The 21,817-nt window shown below is 68.1% G+C and carries 19 protein-coding genes and 1 pseudogene; 8 read left to right on the top strand and 12 right to left on the bottom strand.

Annotated elements, in window-relative coordinates; translation table 11 throughout:
* The first annotated feature begins 21 nt into the window (after window positions 1-21).
* A complete protein-coding gene (locus tag EIK80_RS10835; RefSeq protein WP_125156995.1) occupies window positions 22-603 on the top strand; it encodes an NAD(P)H-dependent oxidoreductase in 582 nt (193 codons plus the stop codon).
* Here EIK80_RS10835 and truA read toward each other — a convergent pair.
* Window positions 600-1,343 carry a tRNA pseudouridine(38-40) synthase TruA gene (truA, locus tag EIK80_RS10830; RefSeq protein ID WP_125156994.1) on the bottom strand — a complete coding sequence of 248 codons (744 nt, stop codon included), beginning with the start codon at window positions 1,341-1,343 and terminating at the stop codon, window positions 600-602. The two genes, EIK80_RS10835 and truA, sit on opposite strands and share 4 nt — an antisense overlap.
* Window positions 1,343-2,269, bottom strand: a complete 927-nt coding sequence (gene fmt / locus EIK80_RS10825; protein ID WP_125156993.1) for a methionyl-tRNA formyltransferase — start codon at window positions 2,267-2,269, stop codon at window positions 1,343-1,345. Before fmt ends, truA begins: the two co-directional genes overlap by 1 nt.
* A gap of 98 nt (window positions 2,270-2,367) precedes the next feature.
* Here fmt and EIK80_RS10820 point away from each other — a divergent pair, with 98 nt between their 5' ends.
* On the top strand, window positions 2,368-2,727 hold the full coding sequence (locus EIK80_RS10820) for a cell surface protein (protein WP_125156992.1): 360 nt from the start codon (window positions 2,368-2,370) through the stop codon (window positions 2,725-2,727).
* Between the two features lie 47 nt (window positions 2,728-2,774).
* Here the strand turns inward: EIK80_RS10820 and dapD are convergent, their stop codons facing one another.
* The 9 genes and pseudogenes from dapD to EIK80_RS10775 all read right to left on the bottom strand — a co-directional run bounded on the left by dapD (window position 2,775) and on the right by EIK80_RS10775 (window position 13,075).
* Window positions 2,775-3,635 (bottom strand): 2,3,4,5-tetrahydropyridine-2,6-dicarboxylate N-succinyltransferase, encoded by an 861-nt coding sequence (gene dapD, locus EIK80_RS10815; RefSeq protein ID WP_125156991.1) that lies wholly within the window; start codon window positions 3,633-3,635, stop codon window positions 2,775-2,777.
* Window positions 3,632-4,297, bottom strand: coding sequence for a pyrimidine 5'-nucleotidase (locus EIK80_RS10810; RefSeq protein WP_125156990.1), 666 nt, complete (start codon window positions 4,295-4,297; stop codon window positions 3,632-3,634). Before EIK80_RS10810 ends, dapD begins: the two co-directional genes overlap by 4 nt.
* The gene (argB, locus tag EIK80_RS10805; RefSeq protein ID WP_125156989.1) at window positions 4,297-5,211 is read right to left on the bottom strand and encodes an acetylglutamate kinase; all 915 of its coding nucleotides are present in this window, start codon (window positions 5,209-5,211) and stop codon (window positions 4,297-4,299) included. The genes EIK80_RS10810 and argB overlap by 1 nt, the downstream gene beginning before the upstream one ends.
* Window positions 5,212-5,299: 88 nt before the next feature.
* Complete coding sequence (locus EIK80_RS10800; RefSeq protein WP_125156988.1) at window positions 5,300-5,572, bottom strand: SemiSWEET family sugar transporter; 273 nt, start codon at window positions 5,570-5,572, stop codon at window positions 5,300-5,302.
* The gene (locus tag EIK80_RS10795; protein ID WP_125156987.1) at window positions 5,572-6,039 is read right to left on the bottom strand and encodes a response regulator; all 468 of its coding nucleotides are present in this window, start codon (window positions 6,037-6,039) and stop codon (window positions 5,572-5,574) included. The genes EIK80_RS10800 and EIK80_RS10795 overlap by 1 nt, the downstream gene beginning before the upstream one ends.
* Before the next feature lie 15 nt (window positions 6,040-6,054).
* Window positions 6,055-6,690: pseudogene (locus tag EIK80_RS10790) on the bottom strand (sensor histidine kinase); the annotation flags it as partial.
* A 284-nt stretch (window positions 6,691-6,974) separates the two neighbouring features.
* Window positions 6,975-8,015, bottom strand: coding sequence for a sulfate ABC transporter substrate-binding protein (locus EIK80_RS10785; protein WP_125156986.1), 1,041 nt, complete (start codon window positions 8,013-8,015; stop codon window positions 6,975-6,977).
* A gap of 75 nt (window positions 8,016-8,090) precedes the next feature.
* A complete protein-coding gene (locus EIK80_RS10780) occupies window positions 8,091-9,551 on the bottom strand; it encodes an OprO/OprP family phosphate-selective porin (protein WP_125156985.1) in 1,461 nt (486 codons plus the stop codon).
* A gap of 263 nt (window positions 9,552-9,814) precedes the next feature.
* A complete protein-coding gene (locus EIK80_RS10775; RefSeq protein ID WP_125156984.1) occupies window positions 9,815-13,075 on the bottom strand; it encodes an autotransporter outer membrane beta-barrel domain-containing protein in 3,261 nt (1,086 codons plus the stop codon).
* A gap of 163 nt (window positions 13,076-13,238) precedes the next feature.
* Here EIK80_RS10775 and EIK80_RS10770 point away from each other — a divergent pair, with 163 nt between their 5' ends.
* Window positions 13,239-14,651, top strand: coding sequence for a cell wall metabolism sensor histidine kinase WalK (locus EIK80_RS10770; RefSeq protein WP_125156983.1), 1,413 nt, complete (start codon window positions 13,239-13,241; stop codon window positions 14,649-14,651).
* On the opposite strand, the gene EIK80_RS10765 is transcribed toward EIK80_RS10770, so the two are convergent.
* Window positions 14,648-16,339: a PAS domain-containing methyl-accepting chemotaxis protein gene (locus EIK80_RS10765; protein WP_125156982.1), complete on the bottom strand. Its 1,692-nt coding sequence runs from the start codon at window positions 16,337-16,339 to the stop codon at window positions 14,648-14,650. The two genes, EIK80_RS10770 and EIK80_RS10765, sit on opposite strands and share 4 nt — an antisense overlap.
* Window positions 16,340-16,714: 375 nt before the next feature.
* Here EIK80_RS10765 and pstC point away from each other — a divergent pair, with 375 nt between their 5' ends.
* The 5 genes from pstC to phoB are packed head-to-tail and all read left to right on the top strand — an operon-like array spanning window position 16,715 to window position 21,770.
* Window positions 16,715-18,148: a phosphate ABC transporter permease subunit PstC gene (gene pstC / locus EIK80_RS10760; protein ID WP_125156981.1), complete on the top strand. Its 1,434-nt coding sequence runs from the start codon at window positions 16,715-16,717 to the stop codon at window positions 18,146-18,148.
* A complete protein-coding gene (pstA, locus tag EIK80_RS10755; RefSeq protein WP_125156980.1) occupies window positions 18,141-19,439 on the top strand; it encodes a phosphate ABC transporter permease PstA in 1,299 nt (432 codons plus the stop codon). The genes pstC and pstA overlap by 8 nt, the downstream gene beginning before the upstream one ends.
* Before the next feature lie 58 nt (window positions 19,440-19,497).
* Complete coding sequence (gene pstB / locus EIK80_RS10750; RefSeq protein WP_125157341.1) at window positions 19,498-20,340, top strand: phosphate ABC transporter ATP-binding protein PstB; 843 nt, start codon at window positions 19,498-19,500, stop codon at window positions 20,338-20,340.
* Between the two features lie 25 nt (window positions 20,341-20,365).
* Window positions 20,366-21,058 carry a phosphate signaling complex protein PhoU gene (gene phoU, locus EIK80_RS10745; protein WP_125156979.1) on the top strand — a complete coding sequence of 231 codons (693 nt, stop codon included), beginning with the start codon at window positions 20,366-20,368 and terminating at the stop codon, window positions 21,056-21,058.
* A 19-nt stretch (window positions 21,059-21,077) separates the two neighbouring features.
* A complete protein-coding gene (phoB, locus tag EIK80_RS10740) occupies window positions 21,078-21,770 on the top strand; it encodes a phosphate regulon transcriptional regulator PhoB (protein ID WP_125156978.1) in 693 nt (230 codons plus the stop codon).
* The last annotated feature ends 47 nt before the right edge of the window (window positions 21,771-21,817 follow it).

Genomic DNA, 21,817 nt, shown 5'->3' with positions numbered 1-21,817 from the left:
GCCTGGGCCACCCTGATCGTCATGAGCCGGCGTATTCTCATCCTGGTCGGGCACCCCGACCCCAGCCCCGATCGTTTCGGCGGCGCCTTGGCGAGCGCCTATGCCGACGCCGCGGTGAAGGCCGGCCACACCGTGAAGCGCGTCGACCTGGGGGCGATGGATGTCCCCTACCTGCTGCGCCAGTCGGAATTCGAACAGGGACAGCCGCCGGCCGAAATTCGCGCCCTGCAACAGAATATCGAGTGGGCCGAGCACATCGTGCTGTTGTTTCCCCTATGGCTGGGCGGCGTTCCGGCCAAGCTGAAGGCGCTCCTGGAGCAGGTGTTTCGCGGCGGCTTCGGCTTTTCCATCGGCGAGCGAGGCTGGATCTCCAAGCTCAAGGGCCGTTCGGCGCGCCTGGTCGTCACCATGGGCATGCCTGGCCCGGTGTTCCGCCTGGTCTTCGGCGCCCATGGCCTGAAGGCGATCGAGAAAGGCGTCCTGATGCTGGCCGGCGTGCGCCCCATCCGCAGCTCGATCATCGGCGGGGTCGAGTCGATCGGACCGGCCGGTCGGGCGCGATGGCTGGCCAGGATGCGGGCGCTGGGCGCGAAGGCTGCCTAGGCGCCGTACCCCACGCCCACCAGATACAGGCCATCCGCCGGGGCCACGGGCCCGCATTCGCGCCGATCCCTGGCCTCCAGCGCGGCCTTGACGTCGTCCGGCGTCCAGCGCCCGGCGCCGACCTCGACCAGCGTCCCGGTCATCGAGCGCACCTGCCGATGCAGGAAGCTGCGGGCCTCGAAGTCCAGATGGATCTCCTCGCCGACCTGGCGCACGCGAGTGACGTCGAGCGTCTTCACCGGGCTCTTGGCCTGGCAGTGCATGTCGCGGAAGGTCGTGAAGTCGTGCAGGCCGACCAGATGCTGGGCGGCCGCGTGCATGGCGTCGGCGTCCAGGTCCTTCTTCACGTGCCAGACCTTGCCCTTGTCGAGCGCCGGCGGGGCGCGGCGGTTGAGGATCCGGTAGAGGTAGCGCCGTTCGTTGGCCGAGAAGCGGGCGTGCCAGCCTTCCTCGGCGAGCTCGGCGGAGAGGATGGACACCGCTTCCCGGGTCAGGTGGGCGTTGAGCGCGTTGAACACGGTCTGGGCCGGCCAGTCCTTCTCGAGGTCGACATGCACGACCTGGCCAGTGGCGTGGACGCCCGTGTCGGTGCGGCCGGCGGCGGCGATGCGTACCGTCTCGCCGCTGAAGGCCGTCACCGCCGCCTCGATCGCGCCCTGCACCGACGGCAACACGGCCTGGGCCTGGAAGCCGTTATAGGGTCGGCCGTCATACTCGACGAGGAGGCGATAGCGGGGCATCAGGCCAGCGTCGTCCCGGCCGGAATCGGGAAACCGCGCGTGAAGGTCTCGGCGTCCTGGACGCCCTTGCCCTCGCGCTGGGCCTTGAGCAGGCGGACGGCCCCCTCTCCGCAGGCGATGAGCAGGCTGTCGTCCAGGGCCACGCCCGGGGCGCCATCCTGGTCTTCCTGGCGCGACAGCAGGGCCTTGACGCGGACGGGGCCTTTGTCCGACGGCGCTTCGAACCAGGCGCCGGGGAACGGCGACAGGCCGCGGATGTGGGCGTCGACCTCGGCGGCGGGGCGGGTCCAGTCGATGCGGGCCTCGGCCGACTTGATCTTCTTGGCGTAGGTGACGCCCTCTTCGGCCTGCGGGGTCTCGATCGCCCCGCCGCGCTCGACGGCGGCCAGGGCCACCGGCAGCAGGCGGGCGCCGACGGCGGCCAGCTTGTCGTGCAGCGAGCCGGCGGTCTCCAGCTTGTCGATCCGCACCTGCTCGGACATCAGGATCGGACCCTCGTCCAGGCCCTCGCTCATCCGCATGACCTGGACGCCGGTGACCTGATCGCCGGCCATGATCGCCCGCTGGATCGGGGCGGCGCCGCGCCAGCGGGGCAACAGGCTGGCGTGCAGGTTGAAGCAGCCATGCGTCGGCGCGTCGAGCACGGCCTTGACCAGGATCTGGCCGAAGGCGACCACGACGGCGGCGTCCAGGCCCAGGGCCTGGAAGGCCTCGATCTCCTCGGCGGTCTTCATCGAGACCGGCGTGCGGACCGGCAGGCCCAGGCCCTCGGCGAAGGCGTGGACCGGCGAGGGCTTCAGCTCATGGCCGCGCCCGCGCGGGGCCGGCGGCTGGGAATAGACACAGGCGATCTCGTGGCCCGCGGCGACGAGTTCGGCGAGGCACGTGACGGCGAAGTCTGGGGTGCCGAGGAAGGCGATGCGCATGGCGGGGGGTTTAGCGGTCTAAGCGGCTTCGCGCAAAGCCGAGTCGGAACCTTGGCCTTGGGCCTTCGTTATGCAGCCGACTCAAGAGGAGCAAGACCATGCGTTCGAAACTGCTGCTGATCGCGGCCGCCGGCGCCGCCCTGGCCCTTTCCGCCTGCTCGGACCAGCACGCCCAAGAGGTGAAGGAAGGCGCGAAAGCCGCCGCCTCCGACATCAAGGACGCGGCTCACAACATCGCCAACGACCCGGACGTCAAGGAAGCCGGCACGGCGATCAAGGAAAGCGCCAAGGAGACCGGCGCGGAGCTCAAGGAAGCCGCCGGCGAGGCCACCGACAAGGCTCAGGAACTGGGCGAAAAGGCCGGTGATAAGGCCAAGGAAGCCGGCTCGGACCTGAAGAAGGACGTCAAGGACGGCGCCGCGGACACCAAGCGTGAGGTCCACGAGGCGACGAAGTAGGGTTGTATGGATCCTCCCCCGCGATCCGGGGGAGGATCCAAGGACGCTTAATCCCGCAGGAGATCGTTGATCGATGTCTTCGAGCGTGTTTGGGCGTCCACCGTCTTGACGATCACCGCGCAGTAGAGACCCGGGCCGCCGTTCGGGTCGGGCAGGTTGCCCGGGACCACGACGCTGTAGGGCGGGACCTTGCCGATGTGGATCTGGCCGGTCTTGCGATCGACGATCTTGGTCGAGGCGCTGATAAACACGCCCATCGACAGGACCGAGCCTTCGCCGACGACCACGCCCTCGACGACTTCCGAGCGGGCGCCGATGAAACAGTTGTCCTCGATGATGGTGGGGTTGGCCTGCAGGGGCTCCAGCACGCCGCCGATGCCGACGCCGCCCGACAGGTGGACGTTCTTGCCGATCTGGGCGCAGGAGCCGACCGTGACCCAGGTGTCGACCATCGTGCCCTCGTCGACATAGCCGCCGATGTTCACGAACGACGGCATCAGGATGACGTTCTTGCCGATGTGGGCGCCGCGACGGACGATGGCGCCGGGTACGGCGCGGAAGCCGCCGGCCTCGAACTGCGGGGCGTCCCAGCCGTCGAACTTGTTGGCCACCTTGTCCCACCACGGACCGACGGCGCCGCCCAGCGTGCCGGCGCGCATGACGGTGTTGGGGTTCAGGCGGAACGACAGCAGCACGGCCTTCTTCAGCCACTGGTGGGTCACCCACTCGCCGTCGACCTTTTCCGAGACGCGGGCCTTGCCGCTGTCGAGCAGCAGCAGGGCTTCGTCGACGGCGGTGCGGACCGGGCCGGTGGTGGCGGGCGAGACGTCGGCGCGGGCTTCCCAGGCGGCTTCGATCTCGGTCTGGAGGTCGGCCAAAGAAATGGAAGGGGGGCTCACGGCGGTCATTGCGGGATTCCTTGCAGGCGCGCCGAGCTCAGGAACCCGGCGAGGTCGTTGGTGCGGAAATGGACGTGTTCGGAGGTGGAGTCCTTGGCGTGCGGCCCGACCAGGATGGTCGACATGCCCAGCCGGGCGGCCGGGACCAGATTCTTCTCGCTGTCCTCGAAGAAGGCCGCCTGGGGCGGGCGCACGGCGTGCAGCTTGGTGATCTTGTCGAACGTCGCCAGGGCTGGCTTGGGCAGGTAGTCGGCGGTCTCGATCGCGAACAGGTCGTCGAACAGGTCGTGCAGGTTCAAATGACGCAGCACGCGCTCCGCGTGGCCCAGCGAGCCGTTGGTGAAGATCAGTCGCCGCCCCGGCAACCGGGCGATCGCCTGGCGCAGGGCGGCGTCCGGGACCAGGCGATCCATCGAGACGTCGTGCACCTCGTCCAGGAACGCCTTGGGCTCCATGCCGTGATTGATCATCAGTCCGGACAGGGTGGTGCCGTGTTCGGTGAAGTACCGCTTCTGCAGCGCCCGGGCCTCCTCGCGCGGAAGGCCGGTCATACGCGCGACGAAGTCGGTCATCCTGGCCTCGATCAGGCCCATGAACTCGCTTTCCAGCGGGTACAGGGTGTTGTCGAGGTCGAACAGCCAGGTGTCGACGTGGGAGAGGTCAGCCGACATCAGCGCGAGATCAGCGTTCCCGCGCCGTGTTCGCTGAACAGTTCGACCAGCATGGCGTGCGGGCGGCGACCGTCCAGGATGACGACGGCTTCGACGCCCGATTCCACGGCGTGGATGGCGTTTTCCAGCTTGGGGATCATGCCGCCGCTGGCCACGCCGCTCTCGATCAGGCCGCGCGCCTCGTCGATGGTCATCTGACGGATCAACTGGCCTTCACCATCCAGCACGCCGGCGATGTCGGTCAGCATCAGCATCCGCTTGGCCTTCAGCGCCCCGGCCAGGGCGCCGGCGACGGTGTCGGCGTTGATGTTGTAGGTCTGGCCGTCGGTCGAGACGCCGATCGGGGCGATGACCGGGATGTAGTCGGTTTCCGAGGTCAGCAGCGCCTGGATGATGTGCGGATCGATCTTGGTCGGCTCGCCCACGAAGCCCAGGTCGACGACCTGCTCGATGTTGCTGTCGGGATCGCGCTTGGTGCGGGTCACCTTCTCGGCGGTGATCATCCGGGCGTCCTTGCCCGACAGGCCCACGCCGCGCACGTCGGCCTCGGCGCCGGCCAGGGTGATCCAGTTGGCGATTTCCTTGTTGATCGCGCCCGACAGGACCATCTCGGCCACTTCCATGGTGGCTTCGTCCGTGACGCGCAGGCCGTCCACGAAGGTCGACTTGACGCCGGCCTTGTCCAGCATGCGGCTGATCTGCGGACCGCCGCCGTGCACCACCACCGGATGGACGCCCAGCAGCTTCAGCAGCACCGCGTCGGCGGCGAAGACCTTGGCCACCTCTTCCTGGCCCATGGCGTGACCGCCGTATTTGATCACCACCGTCTCGCGGTCGTAGATCTGGATGTAGGGCAGGGCCTCGGCCAGGGTCTTGGCGGTGGCCCAGCCGGCTTCCTCGGCGGCTTCGGTCAAGGCGACTGTCCCTCAAGCAAGTTGGGATGCGGAAATAGGCGCGCCTCGATAGCGGACCCCGCCCCCCCTGTCACCAAAAAGGGGGGCCTCAGGTCTTGTGGTCGAACCGCCACTTCATGGCCAGCACCGCGCCGGACATCAGCAGGCAGGCGGTGTTGGAGGCGATCACCGGCCAGGCCTTGAGCAGGAGTCCGTACGCGATCCAGCAGGCGAAGCCGGTCACGGTGACGACGTAGGTGCGCAGCGAAACGGACGAGGCGTCCTTCTCCCTCCAGATCTTGATGATCTGCGGGGCGAAGCTGGTGATCGACAACAGGGCGGCCGCCGTGCCGACGACGGCGGCGACGGGCGGCGCGGCCATCAGGCGCTTTTCGGCGTCAGGTCGGTCAGGCCCCAGAGTTCGGCATAGGCCGGGGCCAGGGTCAGGCCCACGGGCACGGGGCCGGGCGCGTGGCCCTCGGTCAGGCAGTAGGTGAGGTAAGACAGCGCCGTCCTCACGCCATGCTCGGAATAGGGCTTGCCGATCACGCCGCAGGCGCCGGCGTAGTCTTCGGGCAGGCGCTTGACGTTGGCGGTCATGAACAAAGCCACGCCGCCGCAGTCGCTCGAGATCTTGCGGGCCACCTCGACCCCGGTCGGGCCGTCGCTGAGGTGGACGTCGACGAGGGCGAGGTCGGGGTTCAGTTTCTTGGCGAGATCGACGGCTTCCTCGGAGCTCATGGCGCAGCCGAGCGAGTGGCAACCCACCTCCTCGACAAGATGTTCGAGCTCGATCGCGAGGAGCATCTCGTCCTCCACGATCAACACGTCGAGCGCACGCCCGGTCATACTGAAACTGTCCTTCTAGTGCGCGCCGTTAACCGGCAGCGAAACGATTATGCGGGCGCCGGGTTCGGCGTCGGTGGTCTCACTCTTGGCCTTGAGCTGCTGGCAAAGCAGCTGGACGATGGTGAGGCCGAAGCCGGATGGCGTGGTGTCCTTATCGAGCCCAACGCCGTCGTCGGCGATTTCGATCCGGAATTCGCCCTCCTGGCGGCGAACGCCGACGAAGATTCGGCCGCCGCGGCCCTCGGGGAAGCCGTGCCGCAGCGCGTTTGTCAGCAACTCGTTGACCACCAGGGCGAACGGCGCGGCCTTGGCGGCGGGGATCTCGACGCGCTCCAGATCCAGTTCGATGCGGATGTCGTCGCGGCCGGCCGAACCCATCAGGTCGGCGACCATGTCGCGGATGAAGGCCGAGACGTCGAAGCGCTCGACATCCTCGCTCTGGAACAGGCGTCGATGGACGGTGGCTATGGCGTTGACCCGACCCAGCATGCCGCGCAGCGAAGCCTTCAGCGCGGGGTCGGTCACCCGGCGGTTCTGCAAAAGCAGCAGACTGGAGATGAGCTGGAGGTTGTTCTTGACCCGATGGTCCACCTCGTGGAGCAGGGCGGTCTTCTGTTCCAGCGCCTCGGTCAGCGCGCGGGTGCGGGCCTCGATGATCGCTTCGAGGTCCTCGGGACTGCGGGCCGCGCCCTGGCCTGTGTCGCGCGCCGGTTCCGAAATGTCGTTCATGCCTAAGGCCAAGCTCCCACCGCCCCGTGGACGCTCAACGTACCCGATCGTGTCGAGTTCCCAACATAGGTCGCGCCGGAAACGTGAACGGCGGAGATCCGATGGCTGGATCTCCGCCGTCGAGCGCGGCGAACTGGGGAGGATAGTCGCCGCGCGATCCGACGCCCCCTTCGCGCTTCCCGGAGCGGCGGGGCCGTCGAAGGGCGTTACTTCGGCTGATAGATGCGGTCGAACACGCCGCCGTCGGCGAAATGCGTGGCCTGGGCCTTCTTCCAGCCGCCGAAGGTGTCGTCGATCGTGACCAGCGGGATCTTCCTGAAGCGGGCTGCGTACTTGGCCGCCACGTCGGCGTTGCGCGGACGGTAGTAGTTTTTGGCGATCAGCTCCTGCGCCAGCGGGCTGTACAGGAAGTTCAGATAGCCTTCTGCGACAGTGCGGGTCTTGTGGCGATCGACGTTCTTGTCGACCAGGGCGACCGGGGGTTCGGCCAGGATCGACAGGCTGGGATAGACGATGTCGAACTTGCCGGGCAGTTCGTCCTGGGCGAGGTAGGCCTCGTTTTCCCAGGCCAGCAGCACGTCGCCCAGGCCGCGCTGGGTGAAGCTGGTGGTGGCGCCGCGGGCGCCGGTGTCCAGGACGGGCACGTGCTCGAACAGGGTCTTTACGAAGGCCTCGGCCTTGGCGGGATTGCCGCCCGGCTGCTTCAGGGCCCAGGCCCAGGCGGCGAGGTAGTTCCAGCGCGCGCCGCCCGAGGTCTTCGGGTTGGGGGTGATCACGTCGATGCCCGGCTTCACCAGGTCGCCCCAGTCCTTGATCTTCCAGGGATTGCCCTTGCGTACCAGGAACACGATGGTCGAGGTGTAGGGCGTGGAGTTCTGCGGCAGGCGCGACTGCCAGTTGGCGGGCAGCAGCCTGGCCCTCGCGGCGATCTCGTCGATGTCGTAGGCCAGCGCCAGCGTGACGACGTCGGCCTGCAGGCCGTCGATCACCGAGCGGGCCTGCTTGCCCGAACCGCCGTGGCTCTGGTTGATCACCAGGGTCTGGCCGACTCTCTCTTTCCAGTATTTGGCGTAGGCCGCGTTGACGTCCTTGTAGAGCTCGCGCGTCGGATCGTAGCTGACGTTCAGCAGGGTGACGGGCTTGGCCTGGGCGAAGGCCGAACCACCACCCATCGCCAGCGCGGCGGCGCTCGCGCCGGCGCCGGCCAGAAGACCTCTGCGAGTCGGAGCCTGGGTGAAGTCGCTCATCGAGACGATCCTTTCTGGAGGTCTTCCAAGTATAGGAGGAGCCGGCGCGGCCCCGAAGAGGCCGCGCCGACCGGGTTAGAACGCGTACTGGCTTCGGAGGTTGACGACCTGGTAGTCCTGGCTCAGCGGAACGGCGCCGCCGGCCGGGTCGAGGCGATCGATCGAGACGTCGTAGTAGCCCAGCGAGAACTTGGTCACCGGGTTGGGGAACCAGTTGATCCCGATGGTGGTGATCTTCTGCTCGCCGCCGCGGACGCGGTCGGCGGCCAGGGTGGCCCGCTCGTGATAGTTCAGGTCGGCGACCGAGTAGCGCGCCGCCAGTTCCCAGGCGCCCCACTGGCGCTTCTTCGGGTCGAACGGGTGGGCGATGGCCGGGGCGTCGAACGCGAAGTTGTTGGCGTTGTACCGGCGGGCCTCGCCGGTCAGCACCCACGAGCCTTCGACGTACCAGGCCTTGAACTTCGGATCGGTGGCTCCGCTCGCCGGGTTGCGGCGGTCGATGGCGATATCGAAATATTCGCCCTGGATCAGAAGGTTCTTCTTCTGGGCGGCGGCCTCGAATCCGTAGTGGCGGGCGCCGGTTGAGTCGATCGCGCCGGTCGTGATCAGCTGCGTCCCATCGACGCGCAGTTCAGGACGGTCGCTGACGGCGACGTTATAGGCGCCGCCGACGGCGGTCTGGGCCGGGGTCACGACCTTGCTGGCGTTGGCGCCGACATGGACCAGCCAGTCGGGACCCTTGAACGGCACGAAGGCGACGCGGCCCAGATAGCCCAACTGCTCGTCGAAAGTCTGGCCGTCGCCGGCCTTGGCGCCGGTGATCGCGCCCGACAGCAGCCAGCGCTCGCCCAGGGCTTGACCCTGCAGGGCGATGCGCCTGTCGGCGCCGGCCAGGCCGCGGGCCAGTTCCGAGCCCGACGGGCGTTCGGGGAACAGCGAGCCGTTGGTCGAGGCCGCGTCCTCGAGGCCAAGGTTCGGGGCGAAGGCGCCGGCGCGGACCTTGAACGGGGCGTAGTTGTACTGGACCCACAGCTCCTGCAGCGCGCCCTGGCCATCCGTGCCGGCGCCGCCGAAGTCGAGCAGGGCGTTGTATTCGAAGTTCTTGTAGAACTTGCCGTCGACGCCGATGCGGGCGCGGCGGAAGTTGGTCCCGCTGTTGAGGTCGCGGGCGTTGCCCAGCACGGCGGGCAGGCCCTTGTCCTGATAGTACTGGGCGGCGTCGAGCTGCATCACCGCGTGGATCGTGGCGCTGAAGGCGCCGTCGCCGGAGGCGATGGTCGGCTTGCCGGCGGCGATGCTGACGGTGGTGGCGCTCTGGGCGGCGCGAACGTCCTTGAGGCTGGCGGCGGTCGCGGCCTTCAGGTCGGCGACTTGCTGGGCCAGGGTCGCCAGCTGGGCTTCCAGCGCGGCGATGCGCGCCTCGGCCTCGGCGGGCGAGCGCGGCGCGGCGTCCTGAGCGGATGCGGCGCCGGCCGTGGCCAGCAGAGACGCGCCGGCGATCAGCGCCACGCGAAATGCGATACAGGTCTTGGTCATCGTGTCTGTCCCCTCTCGGCGCCGCGGGGCGGGCCGACCTGCCGAGCCAGGGAAGATTATTATCCCTAGCTCTGGAATAGAGATTTAGGAAAACCGGCCATGAGTTTTTCTGCAGGCGCGGCAAAGTGTCGCGAAATAAGCTGCGAATCTTCAGCCTTATCAGACGTTTAAACCGTAAAAGTTCCGTTCACGGAAAAAGCCGCCACGGTTTCCCGTGACGGCTTTTCGGCATTTCTCGGAGAATGGCGAGGGGCCGCTGGACCCTAGAACATCGCCCGGCCGGCCAGACGCAGATTGTAGCGCTTCTGCTTCTTGGTGGCCTCGACGCCGCCTTCGATGCCCAGGTACGACATCGGCGTGCCGGCCCGCAGGGCGAAGCCGGCGGTCACCGCGCCGTCCTTGTCGTTCAGCGCGGCCAGGGTGAACGGGTTGCCGCCCTTGAAGGCCGCGACCGTGTCGCCGACCGAACCGGCCAGGGTCTGGCGGTAGCCGACCCGCAATTCCGGACGCCACCAGACATTCTTGCCGAAGTCGGCGCCGACCACCACGCCCAGCTCGCCGCTGAGGTTGCTGGAGGTGCGCTTGTTGACGGTCAGGTCGAATCCGTCGCCGCCGCCGGCCTCGGCGCGTTTGCCCTCGCGCAGCCAGACATAGTCCAGGCGGCCTTCGGGGCGGGCGAAGAAGCGGCCGAACTTCTGCTCGTAGGCGACGCCAGCGAACGCGTTGGCCGTCAGGCCCTTCCAGTCGGCGGTGTTTTTCAGGATCAGGTCGGCGACCCCGTCGGCGTTGCCGTCCGGCGCGATGAAACGGCGGTCGCCCTTGAAGAAGCCGTAGCCCAGGCCGCCGCCGGCGTTCATGCGCCAGCCGCCGACCGAACGACGCCAGTAGGCCCCCGTCTGGACGAACGAGGCGGTGGTCTGCTCGCCGACCTTGGCGACCGTGTCGTGTTCCTCGACGCTGGTATAGGCCAGGGTCAGGCCCAGCGCGCCGCCGGCGTCGCCCATGGCCTCATAGCCGGCCACGAAGCCGAACGCCTGGGTGTCCGAACCCAAGGTCTGGCTGGTGTCGCGCCGGGTCAGCGAGGTGATTTCCTGCACCCAGACACTGTCGGGGCCATAGCGGTCGCCCGGATCGGGGCGGAACATGGTGGCCTGCGAGATCTGCTGGTTGACCGACTGCAGGGCCGAGAACAGGCCCTCGCCCTGGTCGGGCAGCATCTGGTCGTAGAGGTCGCGGTAGGCGTCTCGCGTCGTCTGGTTCAGGAACGTGCCGGCCAGGGCCGAATCCTTGCCCAGCGCCTGGTAGACGGCGTCATAGGCCGCGGTCTCGGCCCGATTCAGGCCGATCTCGGCGGCCGTCTTCTGGCGGACGTCGATATAGACGTTGTTGGTGTCGGCGCGGCTGGTGGCCACGTACATGAACGGCGACTGGGCCAGCAGGCCGTTGCCGATCGTGCCGACATTGACGTTGCTGCCCTCGATCACCGTGAAGGTGGTGGGCTGCTTGACCAGATTGGCCAGGCGGATGCCCAGCTCGGCGCCGGTGGCGATGTTGGTCGCGCCCGAAACCACCAGCTTGGTGTTCAGGCCGGCGGCCGGATCGGCCGAGAACAGGATCTTGCCCTTGTCGCCGACCGTCAGGCTGCTGACGTTGATCGTGTCGGTGTTGACGATGCCCAGGCTGCCGTTGGCCACGGCGATGTCGAGCTTGCCGTCGCTGTCCGTCAGCTTGCCCAGGGCCACGCCGCCGCCGTCGATCGAAAGGCGGTCCTGGCCAGCCCCGAACGACATGGCGCCCACCAGGGTGCCGCTCCACAGGTTCAGGGTGTCATCGCCGCCGCCGAACAGCACGTCGCCGATGGTCACCGGCGCCTGGGTGGTGTTGGTGGCGTCGGTGCTGGTGACGGTGTCGGTGCTGGGGAAGGTCGAGGTCGAAGTGTAATCGGTGGGACCCTTCTGGGTGAAGGTCACGCCCGAATTGTTGGCGCGCAGGTCCAGGGCGATCGCCTGGCCGCCGGCGGTGACGGTCACGGCCGTGCCGTCGGCCTTGTAGGCCGGGGCCGACAGGGTCGCGCGCAGCGAGCCGGTGTTGGTGACGGTCTTCAGCGTGCCGGCCTGGTCGAGGATGACGACCGCGTCCCCGGTCTCGCCGGTGCGCGTGGCGATCAGCGCGCCGCTGTTGTTGATGGCGGTGGTGTTCGATCCCGCGCCCAGCACCACGGCCCGCGCCGTGGCGGTGACGCCCGAGCCGGCGTACGAGCCCGCCGTGGCCGTGATCGAGCCGCGGTTCCGGATTTCCCCGACGCTGGCGCCCGAGTTCAGGATCAGGCCGGTGGCGTCGGCTTCGTAGGTCGTGGCCGTGACGGTGCCGTCGTTGCGCAGGCCGTTGGTCAGGGTGGTGGTCTTGCCGCCGCCCGCGCCGATCGAAACGCCGGTAGCGGTGACCTTGTCATAGACGCCCCCCGCGGCGATCGCCCCCTTGGCCACCAGGCCGTAGGCCAGGTCGCCGGCGCCGACCGCGCCCAGGGTGACGTCCTGCGTGGCCGAGCCGATCTGCAGGGCCGGAGCCGCGCCGAAGACGCTGATGCTGGAAGAGCCGGTGTTGCTGGAGGTGATCGTTGTCGTGACGGTGTTGCCGTCCGCGCCGACCTTGGACGAGTAGTTGGCGCCTTGCAGCAGCACGCCGCCGGTCACGTCGCCGGCGATCCGGACGGCCGGGCCGCCCTGCAGCAGGTCGTCGGCGTCCAGCTTGCCCAGCGCGTCCGTCGTCGTCGGGCGCGAGGTGTAGCGATAGCCGGTGGCCGAGACGCTGCCCTGCAGACTCACCGCGCCGGTGATGTTCGAGTCCAGCGCCACGCCGACGGAATTGGTGCCCTGGACGTTGGACGTGCCGCCGATGGTCACCTTGCCGGTGACCGGCGCGGCGATCCTCACGCCATAGCTGTTGTCGCCGACCACGCCCAAGGCGCCCAGGTGGGTGACGTTGCCGACCACCGGGCCTTCCAGCAGGATGCCGGCCGAGTTGTTGCCCTCGATCGTGATCGTGCCGGTGGCGTCGTTGATGATGTCGCCGGTGAAGGTCCCGGCGTTGGTCAGCCGGATGCCGAAGCGATTGTTCCCCTGGGCGAAGGCCCCGTCCAGGTCGCCGTCCGAATCGCTGTCGGTCGGCGTGTAGTCCTCGTCCAGGGTGATCGCCAGCGAGTTGGTCAGCGAACCGGTCTTGCCGCCGATGACCAGCACGCCGACGCTGTCGTTGACGCCCGTGGTCTGCAGGGTGCCGGCGTTGGTCACCTTGTTATTGCTGTCCAGGGTGACGATCGCGCCCGCGGTGGTCGGCTTGATCGAGCCGTCGGCGGTGATCCGGACGTCGTCGGCGGTCGTAGCGCCCGCAGCCGTGCTGGTGGCGATCGGCGTCGTCCGCGCGGTGGTGACCGTGGTCTCGGCCGACGCGGCGAAACCCATGGCCAAGAGAGGAGCGGCCGCGACCGTCGCGACCAGGACCTTGCGCTGCATTACGAACGACACCCCATGGAAACCGGCGCCACTAATTCATGTCATGATGCGGCGAAATTGCGGTGAGTCCCGCTCGCGACACGTACTAAGGCGCCAACCGTCTATCGCATGGCATGGCGGGGCGCCATATCTGGATCGACGAATCGCCTCTCGCTTGAATCGAAGAGTCTTCCTCATGCCGCTGGCGCAGACGCCCCCGGACGGACACCCTAGCGGCTCGTTACGCGTCTTCTGGCCCGTAATTGTCGGTCCGCTAGCCATACTGAGCCTGGCCTTCACGGGCGTCGCCGAGCCAGGGCCGGCGGTGCTGGCGTCGGCGGTCACGGCCGTGGCGGGCTTCATGATGTTGCGAAGGCTGGGCAGGGCCCTGGAATCGCCGGCCTCCGGCGCGGCGCAGTCGCTCGCCGCCGCCGAGGATGCGCCGCCGTTCGCCGCCATCCTCGACCGCCTGCCGGACCCCTTGATGGTCATCGCCGCCGAAGAGGCCGACGACCTGACGGGCCGCCGCTTCCTGTTCGCCAACGCCGCCGCGCGCGAGCTTTTCAAGATTCAGCCCCAGGGCGGGCTGCTGGTCACGGCCGTGCGCAATCCGCGCGTGCTGGAGGCCGTGGACGAGGCGCTGTTCGGCGGCGTCGAGGGCGTGGCCGAGTTCGAGACCGGCGGGACCCAGGGGCGGTCCTGGCTGGCCCACGCCCGGCCCTTGCGCGAGACCGGCGGCCGCTCGCGCCTGGCCGTGCTGGCCCTGCGCGACGAGACGGACGCCCGCCGCAGCGAACGCACGCGCGCCGACTTCCTGGCCAACGCCAGCCACGAGCTGCGCACGCCGCTGGCCTCGCTGTCGGGCTTTATCGAGACCCTGCGTGGCCACGCCAAGGACGACCCCGGCGCCCGCGATAAGTTCCTGGGGATCATGCTGGCCCAGGCCGAGCGCATGTCGCGCCTGATCGACGACCTGATGAGCCTGTCGCGGATCGAGCTGAACGAGCACATCGCGCCGCTGGGCCGGGTGGACCTGGCCATGGCGGCGGTCGACGTGATCGACGCCCTGGCCCCGCAGGCCCGCGACAAGCAGGTCGCGTTCGATCCAGTCCTTCCGCCGCGCGGCGGCGCGGTGGTCGACGGCGATCGCGACCAGATCATCCAGGTGATCCAGAACCTGGTCGACAACGCCATCAAGTACACGCCCAAGGGCGGGACGGTGCGGGTCGAGATCTTCCCCGGCCTGTCCGCCGAGGCCGCCGCCGCCCCCCGCGACCCGGCCGCGGCGCGGATGTCGCTGCTGACACCGGACCACGACACGACCGAGCGTTACGCCGCGCTGCGCGTCACCGACCGGGGCCCGGGCCTGGCGCGCGAGCATCTGCCGCGCCTGACCGAGCGCTTCTACAGGGTCGAGGGCCAGAAGAGCGGCGATCGTTCGGGCACGGGCCTGGGCCTGGCGATCGTCAAGCACATCATGAACCGCCACCGGGGCGGGCTGACCGTCGAGAGCGTCCAGGGCGAGGGGGCCACGTTCGGAGTCTACCTGCCGATGGCCAAGGCCGGGGCCGAGATCGCGCCGCCCCCGTCCATGATCGCCGAGGCCTAACCCGCTCGCCGAACCGCTTCCGAGCGCGCCTCAGAGCGGGCGTCGCCGGCGCTCGTCGAGAACCGCGAGATCAGCCGGGCCAATTCGGCCGCTTCGGTCCGCAGATTGGCCGACGCGGCGTTGGCCTCTTCGACCATGGCCGCGTTCTGCTGGGTGACCTGGTCCATCTGATTGACGGCCGTGTTTACCTCGGACAGTCCAACGGCCTGCTCGCGGGCCGACTGGGCGATCTCCGAGATCAGGTTGTCGATCTGGCCGACCTTGCCAACGATGGTCGACAGGGCCTCGCCGGTGTCGCCCACCAGGCGCACGCCACGCGCCACCTGGGCGGTGCTGCTGGCGATCAGGGCCTTGATCTCCTTGGCCGCCCCGGCCGAGCGCTGGGCCAGGGCCCGCACTTCCGACGCCACCACGGCGAAACCCCTGCCGGCGTCGCCCGCGCGCGCGGCCTCGACCCCGGCGTTGAGCGCCAGCAGGTTGGTCTGGAAGGCGATCTCGTCGATCACCCCGATGATGCTGGTGATCCTGCTTGAGCTGGCCTCGATCTCGCCCATGGCGGCCACGGCGTCGCCGACGATCTCGCCCGAGCGGGCGGCGTCGGCGCGGGCCGCGGTCGCCGCGCCGGAGGCCTGCCTGGCCCCTTCGGCGGCGCGCTTCACCGTGGCGGTGATCTGATCGAGCGCCGCGGCGGTCTCTTCCAGGCTGGCGGCCTGCTGCTCGGTGCGGCGCGCCAGGTCATCGGAGGCCAAGGAGATCTCGCGGGCCCCGGCCCCGACGCCCTGGGTGACCTGGGCGACCACGCCCATGGCCTCGTCCAGCGAGGCTATGGCGCTGTTGAAGTCGCCGCGCACCTTGTCGAACTGCGGCGCGACCGGGGCGTCGATGCGATAGGTCAGGTCGTTGTTGGCCAGATGCTCCAGGCCGGCGGCGATCTCGCGCACGGCGTGGACGCGGCCGGTGACCACCGTGGCGAATTTCACGACCTTGGCGATGCCGCCCTTGTGGTCGAAGATCGGGTTGTACGAAGCCTGGATCCACACCTCGCGGCCGCCCTTGCCGATGCGTTTGAACTCGTCGGCCAGGAATTCGCCGCTGTTCAGGCGCTTCCAGAACGCGACGTAGTCGGACGAGGCGGCATAGGTCGGTTCGACGAATATCCGGTGGTGACGGCCCTGGATCTCGTTCAGCGTATAGCCGACGGCGGTCAGGAAGTTCTCGTTGGCGGTCAGGATCTCGCCGTCTGGCGTGAACTCGATGACCGCCTGGGCGCGGCTGATGGCTTCCATCTTGCCGTGCTCCTCGGCGGCCTTGCGCTTCTGATCGGTGATCACCGAGGCGACCTTGAGGATGCGCACGACCTTGCCGCGGCCGTCGCAGATGGGATTGTAGGTGGCCTGGATCCAGACCTCGACCCCGCCCTTGCCCACGCGCAGATATTCCCGGGACTCGAACTCGCCGCGGCCGAGCTTGCGCCAGAAGGCGGCGTAGTCTTCGCTGGCCACTTGGGCCGGGTCGACGAACAGGCTGTGATGGCGCCCGACGATCTCGTCGAGCCGATAGCCCATGGCCGCGCAGAAATTGGCGTTGGCGGAGAGGATCGTACCGTTCGGATCGAATTCGATCGTCGCCAGTGACTTGTCGAGCGCGGCCAGAGTTTCCTGGGCGAGGACATGCGAACGCTTGAACATGACGCCGTCACGCTTCCTTTTGGTTGCGAAGAGGGGCAACTGACGATCACGCGGTCAACAACTCCTGAATGGGCGACCCCGCCAAGCCCCACTTTGAGCCCTCGTCGGCCCCGGCCCATTATGACTTGGGGTAATGGTTTGAATAAGAAGGAGAAATTTTGGGCTCTGGCCGAGCGGGGAGCTCTGCGGCATATCGTCCAACCACGTTCGCAGACCGTTGTTTAGCGGCCAGGACGGTGACGGCTCGCGCACTGTCGTCAAACTGTCATATATTCGTCGCATAAGCTCAGCGCCCGCCCGGCATAGATCGGGGCGGGGGAAGGCGCGCGATCCTGCGGGGCCTTCGACACACTTCGCGCAAGATTAGCCTCACGCATGCTGACCTGGCTCTCGCTCATCGTCCTGACGCTATTCTCCGGCCTGGCTTTCGCCGCCGGGCGTCGTCGCGCCGTGGCCGCCGCCGGAGGCCGCGCCCGCGTCCTCCACTCCTTGCCGGACTACTACGGGACCTACGCGGCCCTGTGGGCCGGCGTTCCCGCCGCGCTTCTGCTGCTGCTGGGAACCGCCTTCGGCGGCCGCGTCGAGGACGCGATGCTGCAGACCACCCGGCCAGCGGCGGTCTCCGCCCTGGACCCGGACCGCCAGAACGTCTTCTTCAGCGACGCCCACGCGATCGCGGCCAAGCAGGCCCCGTCGGAAGTGGCCTACGAAGGCGACTTGAAGGTGGCGCTAGACGCCAAGGTCGCCGAAGCCAAGCGCATCGGGACGATGTTGAACTTCGGCATGCTGGCCGGCGCCGGCGTGCTGGCCCTGGCCGGCTTCCTGCTGGCCTTCCCGCGCATCAACCCCGACTTCCGGGCCCGCAACCGGGTCGAGGGCTGGACCAGTATCCTGCTGATCGGCTGCTCGGTCGCGGCCGTCCTCACCACCCTGGGCATCGTGCTCTCGCTGGTCTGGGAAAGCTGGCGCTTCTTCCAGAGCGTCAACCCGCTGTCGTTCCTGTTCGGCACGGAGTGGAGCCCGCAGATCGCCATGCGCGCCGACCAGGTCGCCTCGGCGGGCGCCTTCGGGGCCGTGCCGCTGTTCGCCGGCACCTTCCTGATCATGTTCATCGCCATGCTGGTGGCGGCTCCGGTCGGCCTCTACTCGGCGATCTACCTCTCGGAATACGCCAGCCGGACCGTCCGCGGCGTGGTCAAGCCGCTGCTCGAAATCCTGGCCGGCGTCCCGACCGTGGTCTACGGCTTCTTCGCCGCCCTGACGGTGGGCCCTCTGTTCCGCGCCGGCTTCAACGCCATCGGCGCGGCCCTGCCGGCCGGCCCGCTGGCCACCTACCTGATGGAAGTCCAGAACCAGATGGCCCTCGTGGCCGGGGTGGTGATGGGGATCATGCTGATCCCGTTCGTCTCCTCGCTGTCGGACGACATCATCAACGCCGTGCCGCAGTCGCTGCGTGACGGCAGCTACGCCATGGGCGCCACCAAGTCGGAGACGGTCAAGAAGGTCGTCCTGCCGGCCGCCCTGCCGGGCATCATGGCCGCCATGCTGCTGGCCGTGTCCCGCGCCGTCGGCGAGACCATGATCGTGACCATGGCCGCGGGCCTGCAGGCCAAGATGACGGTCAACCCGCTCGACACCGTGACCACGGTCACCGTCCAGATCGTCACCCTGCTCACCGGCGACCAGGAATTCGACAGCCCCAAGACGCTGTCGGCCTTCGGCCTGGGCCTCACCCTCTTCGTGGTGACGCTCTGCCTGAACATCATCGCCCTGCGCATCGTCCAGAAGTACCGGGAACAATATGACTGACGCGACCCTCGGCGCGACCGCCTCGCGCTCCGCCGCCTCGACAGCCATGCAAGCCCGGCTGAAGAAGCGCCATGCCGCCGAACGCACCTTCAAGGCCCAGGGTCTGGCCGCGATCATCGTCGCGCTGGTCTTCCTGGTGGTGCTGGTCGGCCGTATCGTGGCCCAGGGCTACACGACCTTCGAGACCCATACGCTGAGCGTGCCGGTCTACCTGAACCCCGAGCGCATCGACCGCTCGGACCTCTCGGGCGTCAACTACGACTACATCGTCGCCGAGGCGATGATGAAGAAGCTGGGCGTGCAGGACGACGACCTGGGCACCACCTCGACCAAGGTCCAGGACCTGCTGTCGCGCGACTTCGGCTTCCAGCTCCTGAACAAGCTGAAGGCCGACCAGTCGCTGATCGGCAAGACGATCACCGTCACGGGCCCGCTGAAGGCCGACGCCGACCTCTACTTCAAGGGCCAGATCAAGCGTTCGACCGCCGAGGGCGACCGCAAGCTCGACAACCAGCAGCTGGACTGGCTGGACAAGCTCGAGAAGGACGGTTCGGTCAAATCGGGCTTCAACTTCGCCTTCTTCACCAACTCCGACTCGACCGAGCCCGAGCAGGCTGGCGTGCTGGGCGCGGTGGTTGGTTCGGCCATGATGCTGATCATCACCGCCCTGATCGCCGTGCCCGTCGGCGTGATGGCCGCCACCTACCTGGAAGAGTTCGCCCCGAAGAACCGCTGGACGGACATCATCGAGGTCAACATCAACAACCTGGCCGCCGTTCCGTCGATCGTCTACGGCCTGCTGGGCCTGGCTCTGTTCATCAACTGGCTGAACGTGCCGCGCTCCTCGCCGCTGGTTGGCGGCCTGGTGCTGGCCCTGATGGCCCTGCCCACCGTGATCATCGCCACCCGATCGGCGCTGAAGGCCGTGCCGCCCTCGATCCGCGAAGCCGCGCTCGGCGTCGGCGCGTCGAAGACCCAGACGGTCTTCCACCACGTGCTGCCGCTGGCCATGCCCGGCGTGATGACCGGCGCCATCCTGTCGCTGGCCCACGCCCTGGGCGAGACCGCCCCGCTGCTGATGATCGGCATGGTCTCGTTCGTGCCCGGCGTGCCGGAAGGCTTCACCGGCGCGGCCACCGTGCTGCCGGTTCAGGTGTTCATCTGGGAGAACGCGTCCGAGCGGGCCTTCCACGAACGCACGGCCGCCGCCATCATCGTCCTGCTCGTCTTCATGATCGTCATGAACGCCGCGGCCGTCATCCTGCGCCGCCGCTTCGAACGCCGCTGGTAGGTTTCACATGACCCAGATCCTGAACCCCAACGCCTCGCCCCTTCTTCGCGGACACGCCATGACCGTCCAAAGCCCCGACGACAACGCCCACACGCCGGTGATCCACACCACCGTCCCGCACGCCCAGGCCGCCGCCTCGGTCGGCGAGGCCAAGATCAAGGCGCGCGACGTCAGGGTCTTCTACGGCGAGAAGCAGGCCCTGTTCGATGTCAACATCGACATCCCGGCCAAGTCGGTCACCGCCTTCATCGGCCCGTCGGGCTGCGGCAAGTCGACCTTCCTGCGCTGCATCAACCGCATGAACGACACCATTCCCTCGGCCCGCGTCGAAGGCGTGATCGAGATCGATGGTTCGGACGTCAACGCCAAGAGCGTCGACCCGGTGGTCCTGCGCTCGCGCGTCGGCATGGTGTTCCAGAAGCCGAACCCGTTCCCGAAAACCATCTTCGAGAATGTCGCCTACGGCCCGAAGATCCATGGCCTGGCCACCGGCAAGGCCGAGCTGGAAGCCATTGTCGAGAGCAGCCTGAAGAAGGCCGGCCTCTGGAACGAGGTCGCCGACCGCCTGCATCAACCGGGCACGGGTCTGTCGGGCGGCCAGCAGCAGCGCCTGGTCATCGCCCGCGCCATCGCGGTGTCGCCGGAAGTGATCCTGATGGACGAGCCCTGCTCGGCCCTCGATCCGATCGCCACCGCCAAGATCGAGGAGCTGATCGACGAGCTGCGCAGCCAGTTCTGCATCGTCATCGTCACCCACTCGATGGCCCAGGCGGCCCGCGTCTCGCAGCGCACGGCCTTCTTCCACCTCGGCAAGCTGGTGGAGAGCGGCCCGACCGAGGAGATGTTCACCAATCCTCGCGACAGCCGCACCCAGGACTACATCACCGGCCGCTTCGGCTGACCAGGCGCGCGGGAGCGACACACAGATGACCGAACATACCGTCAAGTCGTACGGCGAAGAGCTGGCCCACCTCACGGCCGAGGTCACCCGCATGGGCGGCCTGGTCGAGGCCCAGGTGGCCGACTGCATCGCCGCCATCGCTCGCCGCGACGGGCCCCTGGCCCAGGCCGTGGTCGCCGGCGACGAGCGCCTGGACGTCCTCCAGGCCGAGATCGAGCGCAAGGCCTTCAAGCTGATCGCCCTGCGCCAGCCGATGGCTGTGGACCTGCGTCACGCCGTCGCCGCCCTCAAGATCTCGATGAGCCTCGAGCGCTGCGGCGACATGGCCAAGAACATCGCCAAGCGCGCGCTGATCCTGACCGAAGCCGACCCGATGACAGCCCTGACCCGCTCGATCGAGCGCATGGGCCGTCTGGTGCAGAGCCGCCTCAAGGACGTTCTGGACGCCTATACGAGCTCGGATCTGCAGCGCGCCATCGGCGTGTGGAGCCGCGACGAAGAGGTCGACGAGCACTACAATTCGATCTTCCGTGAACTGCTCACCTACATGATGGGCGATCCGCGCACGATCAACGCCTGCGCCCACCTGCTGTTCGTGGCCAAGAACCTCGAGCGCATCGGCGACCACGCCACCAACATCGCCGAAATCATCCACTTCGAGCTGACGGGCGACGAGCTGATCTCGCAGCGCCCGAAGCTGGACGTGCTCTCGCAATAACTCCTAAAGGCGGCCTGAAGTGACTCCGTACGTTCTGGTGGTCGAGGACGAAGACGCCCTGGCCACCCTGCTGCACTACAACCTCGACAAGGAAGGCTATCGCGTCGGCGTGGCCGGAGACGGCGAGGAAGCCCTGATCATGGCCAACGAGCGGGCTCCGGACCTGGTCATCCTCGACTGGATGCTGCCGAAGGTCTCGGGCATCGAGGTCTGCCGCCGCCTGCGCGGCCGGTCGGAAACCCGCAACGTGCCGATCATCATGCTGACGGCGCGCGGCGAGGAGAGCGACCGGATCCGCGGCCTCGACACCGGCGCCGACGACTATGTCGTCAAGCCGTTCTCGATGGTCGAGCTGACCGCCCGCGTCCGTGCGGTGCTGCGTCGCATCCGCCCGGGTCTGGCCGACGATCGCATCACGGTCGGCGACATCATCATCGATCGGGTCGCCCACCGCGTGAAGCGGAACGGCAAGGAGATCCATCTCGGCCCGACCGAGTTCCGCCTGCTGGACTATCTGATGCAGCACCCGGGCCGGGTGTTCAGCCGCGAGCAGCTGCTGGACGCCGTCTGGGGCTCGGACGTCTATGTCGAGGCGCGCACGGTCGACGTCCACATCGGCCGCCTGCGCAAGGCGCTGAACGGCTCGTCGGACGGCGACCCGATCAGAACGGTGCGTTCAGCCGGCTACTCGCTGGATCTCGACGCGGCCTGATTTCGTCCGTGCGCGGTCTGGGCTGCTGAAGCCCCGATCTTATCGCG

The sequence above is a fragment of the Caulobacter sp. 602-1 genome (genome assembly GCF_003931565.1).
In the GTDB taxonomy this organism is placed as follows: domain Bacteria; phylum Pseudomonadota; class Alphaproteobacteria; order Caulobacterales; family Caulobacteraceae; genus Caulobacter.
This window is presented reverse-complemented; position numbering and strand designations above follow the sequence as displayed.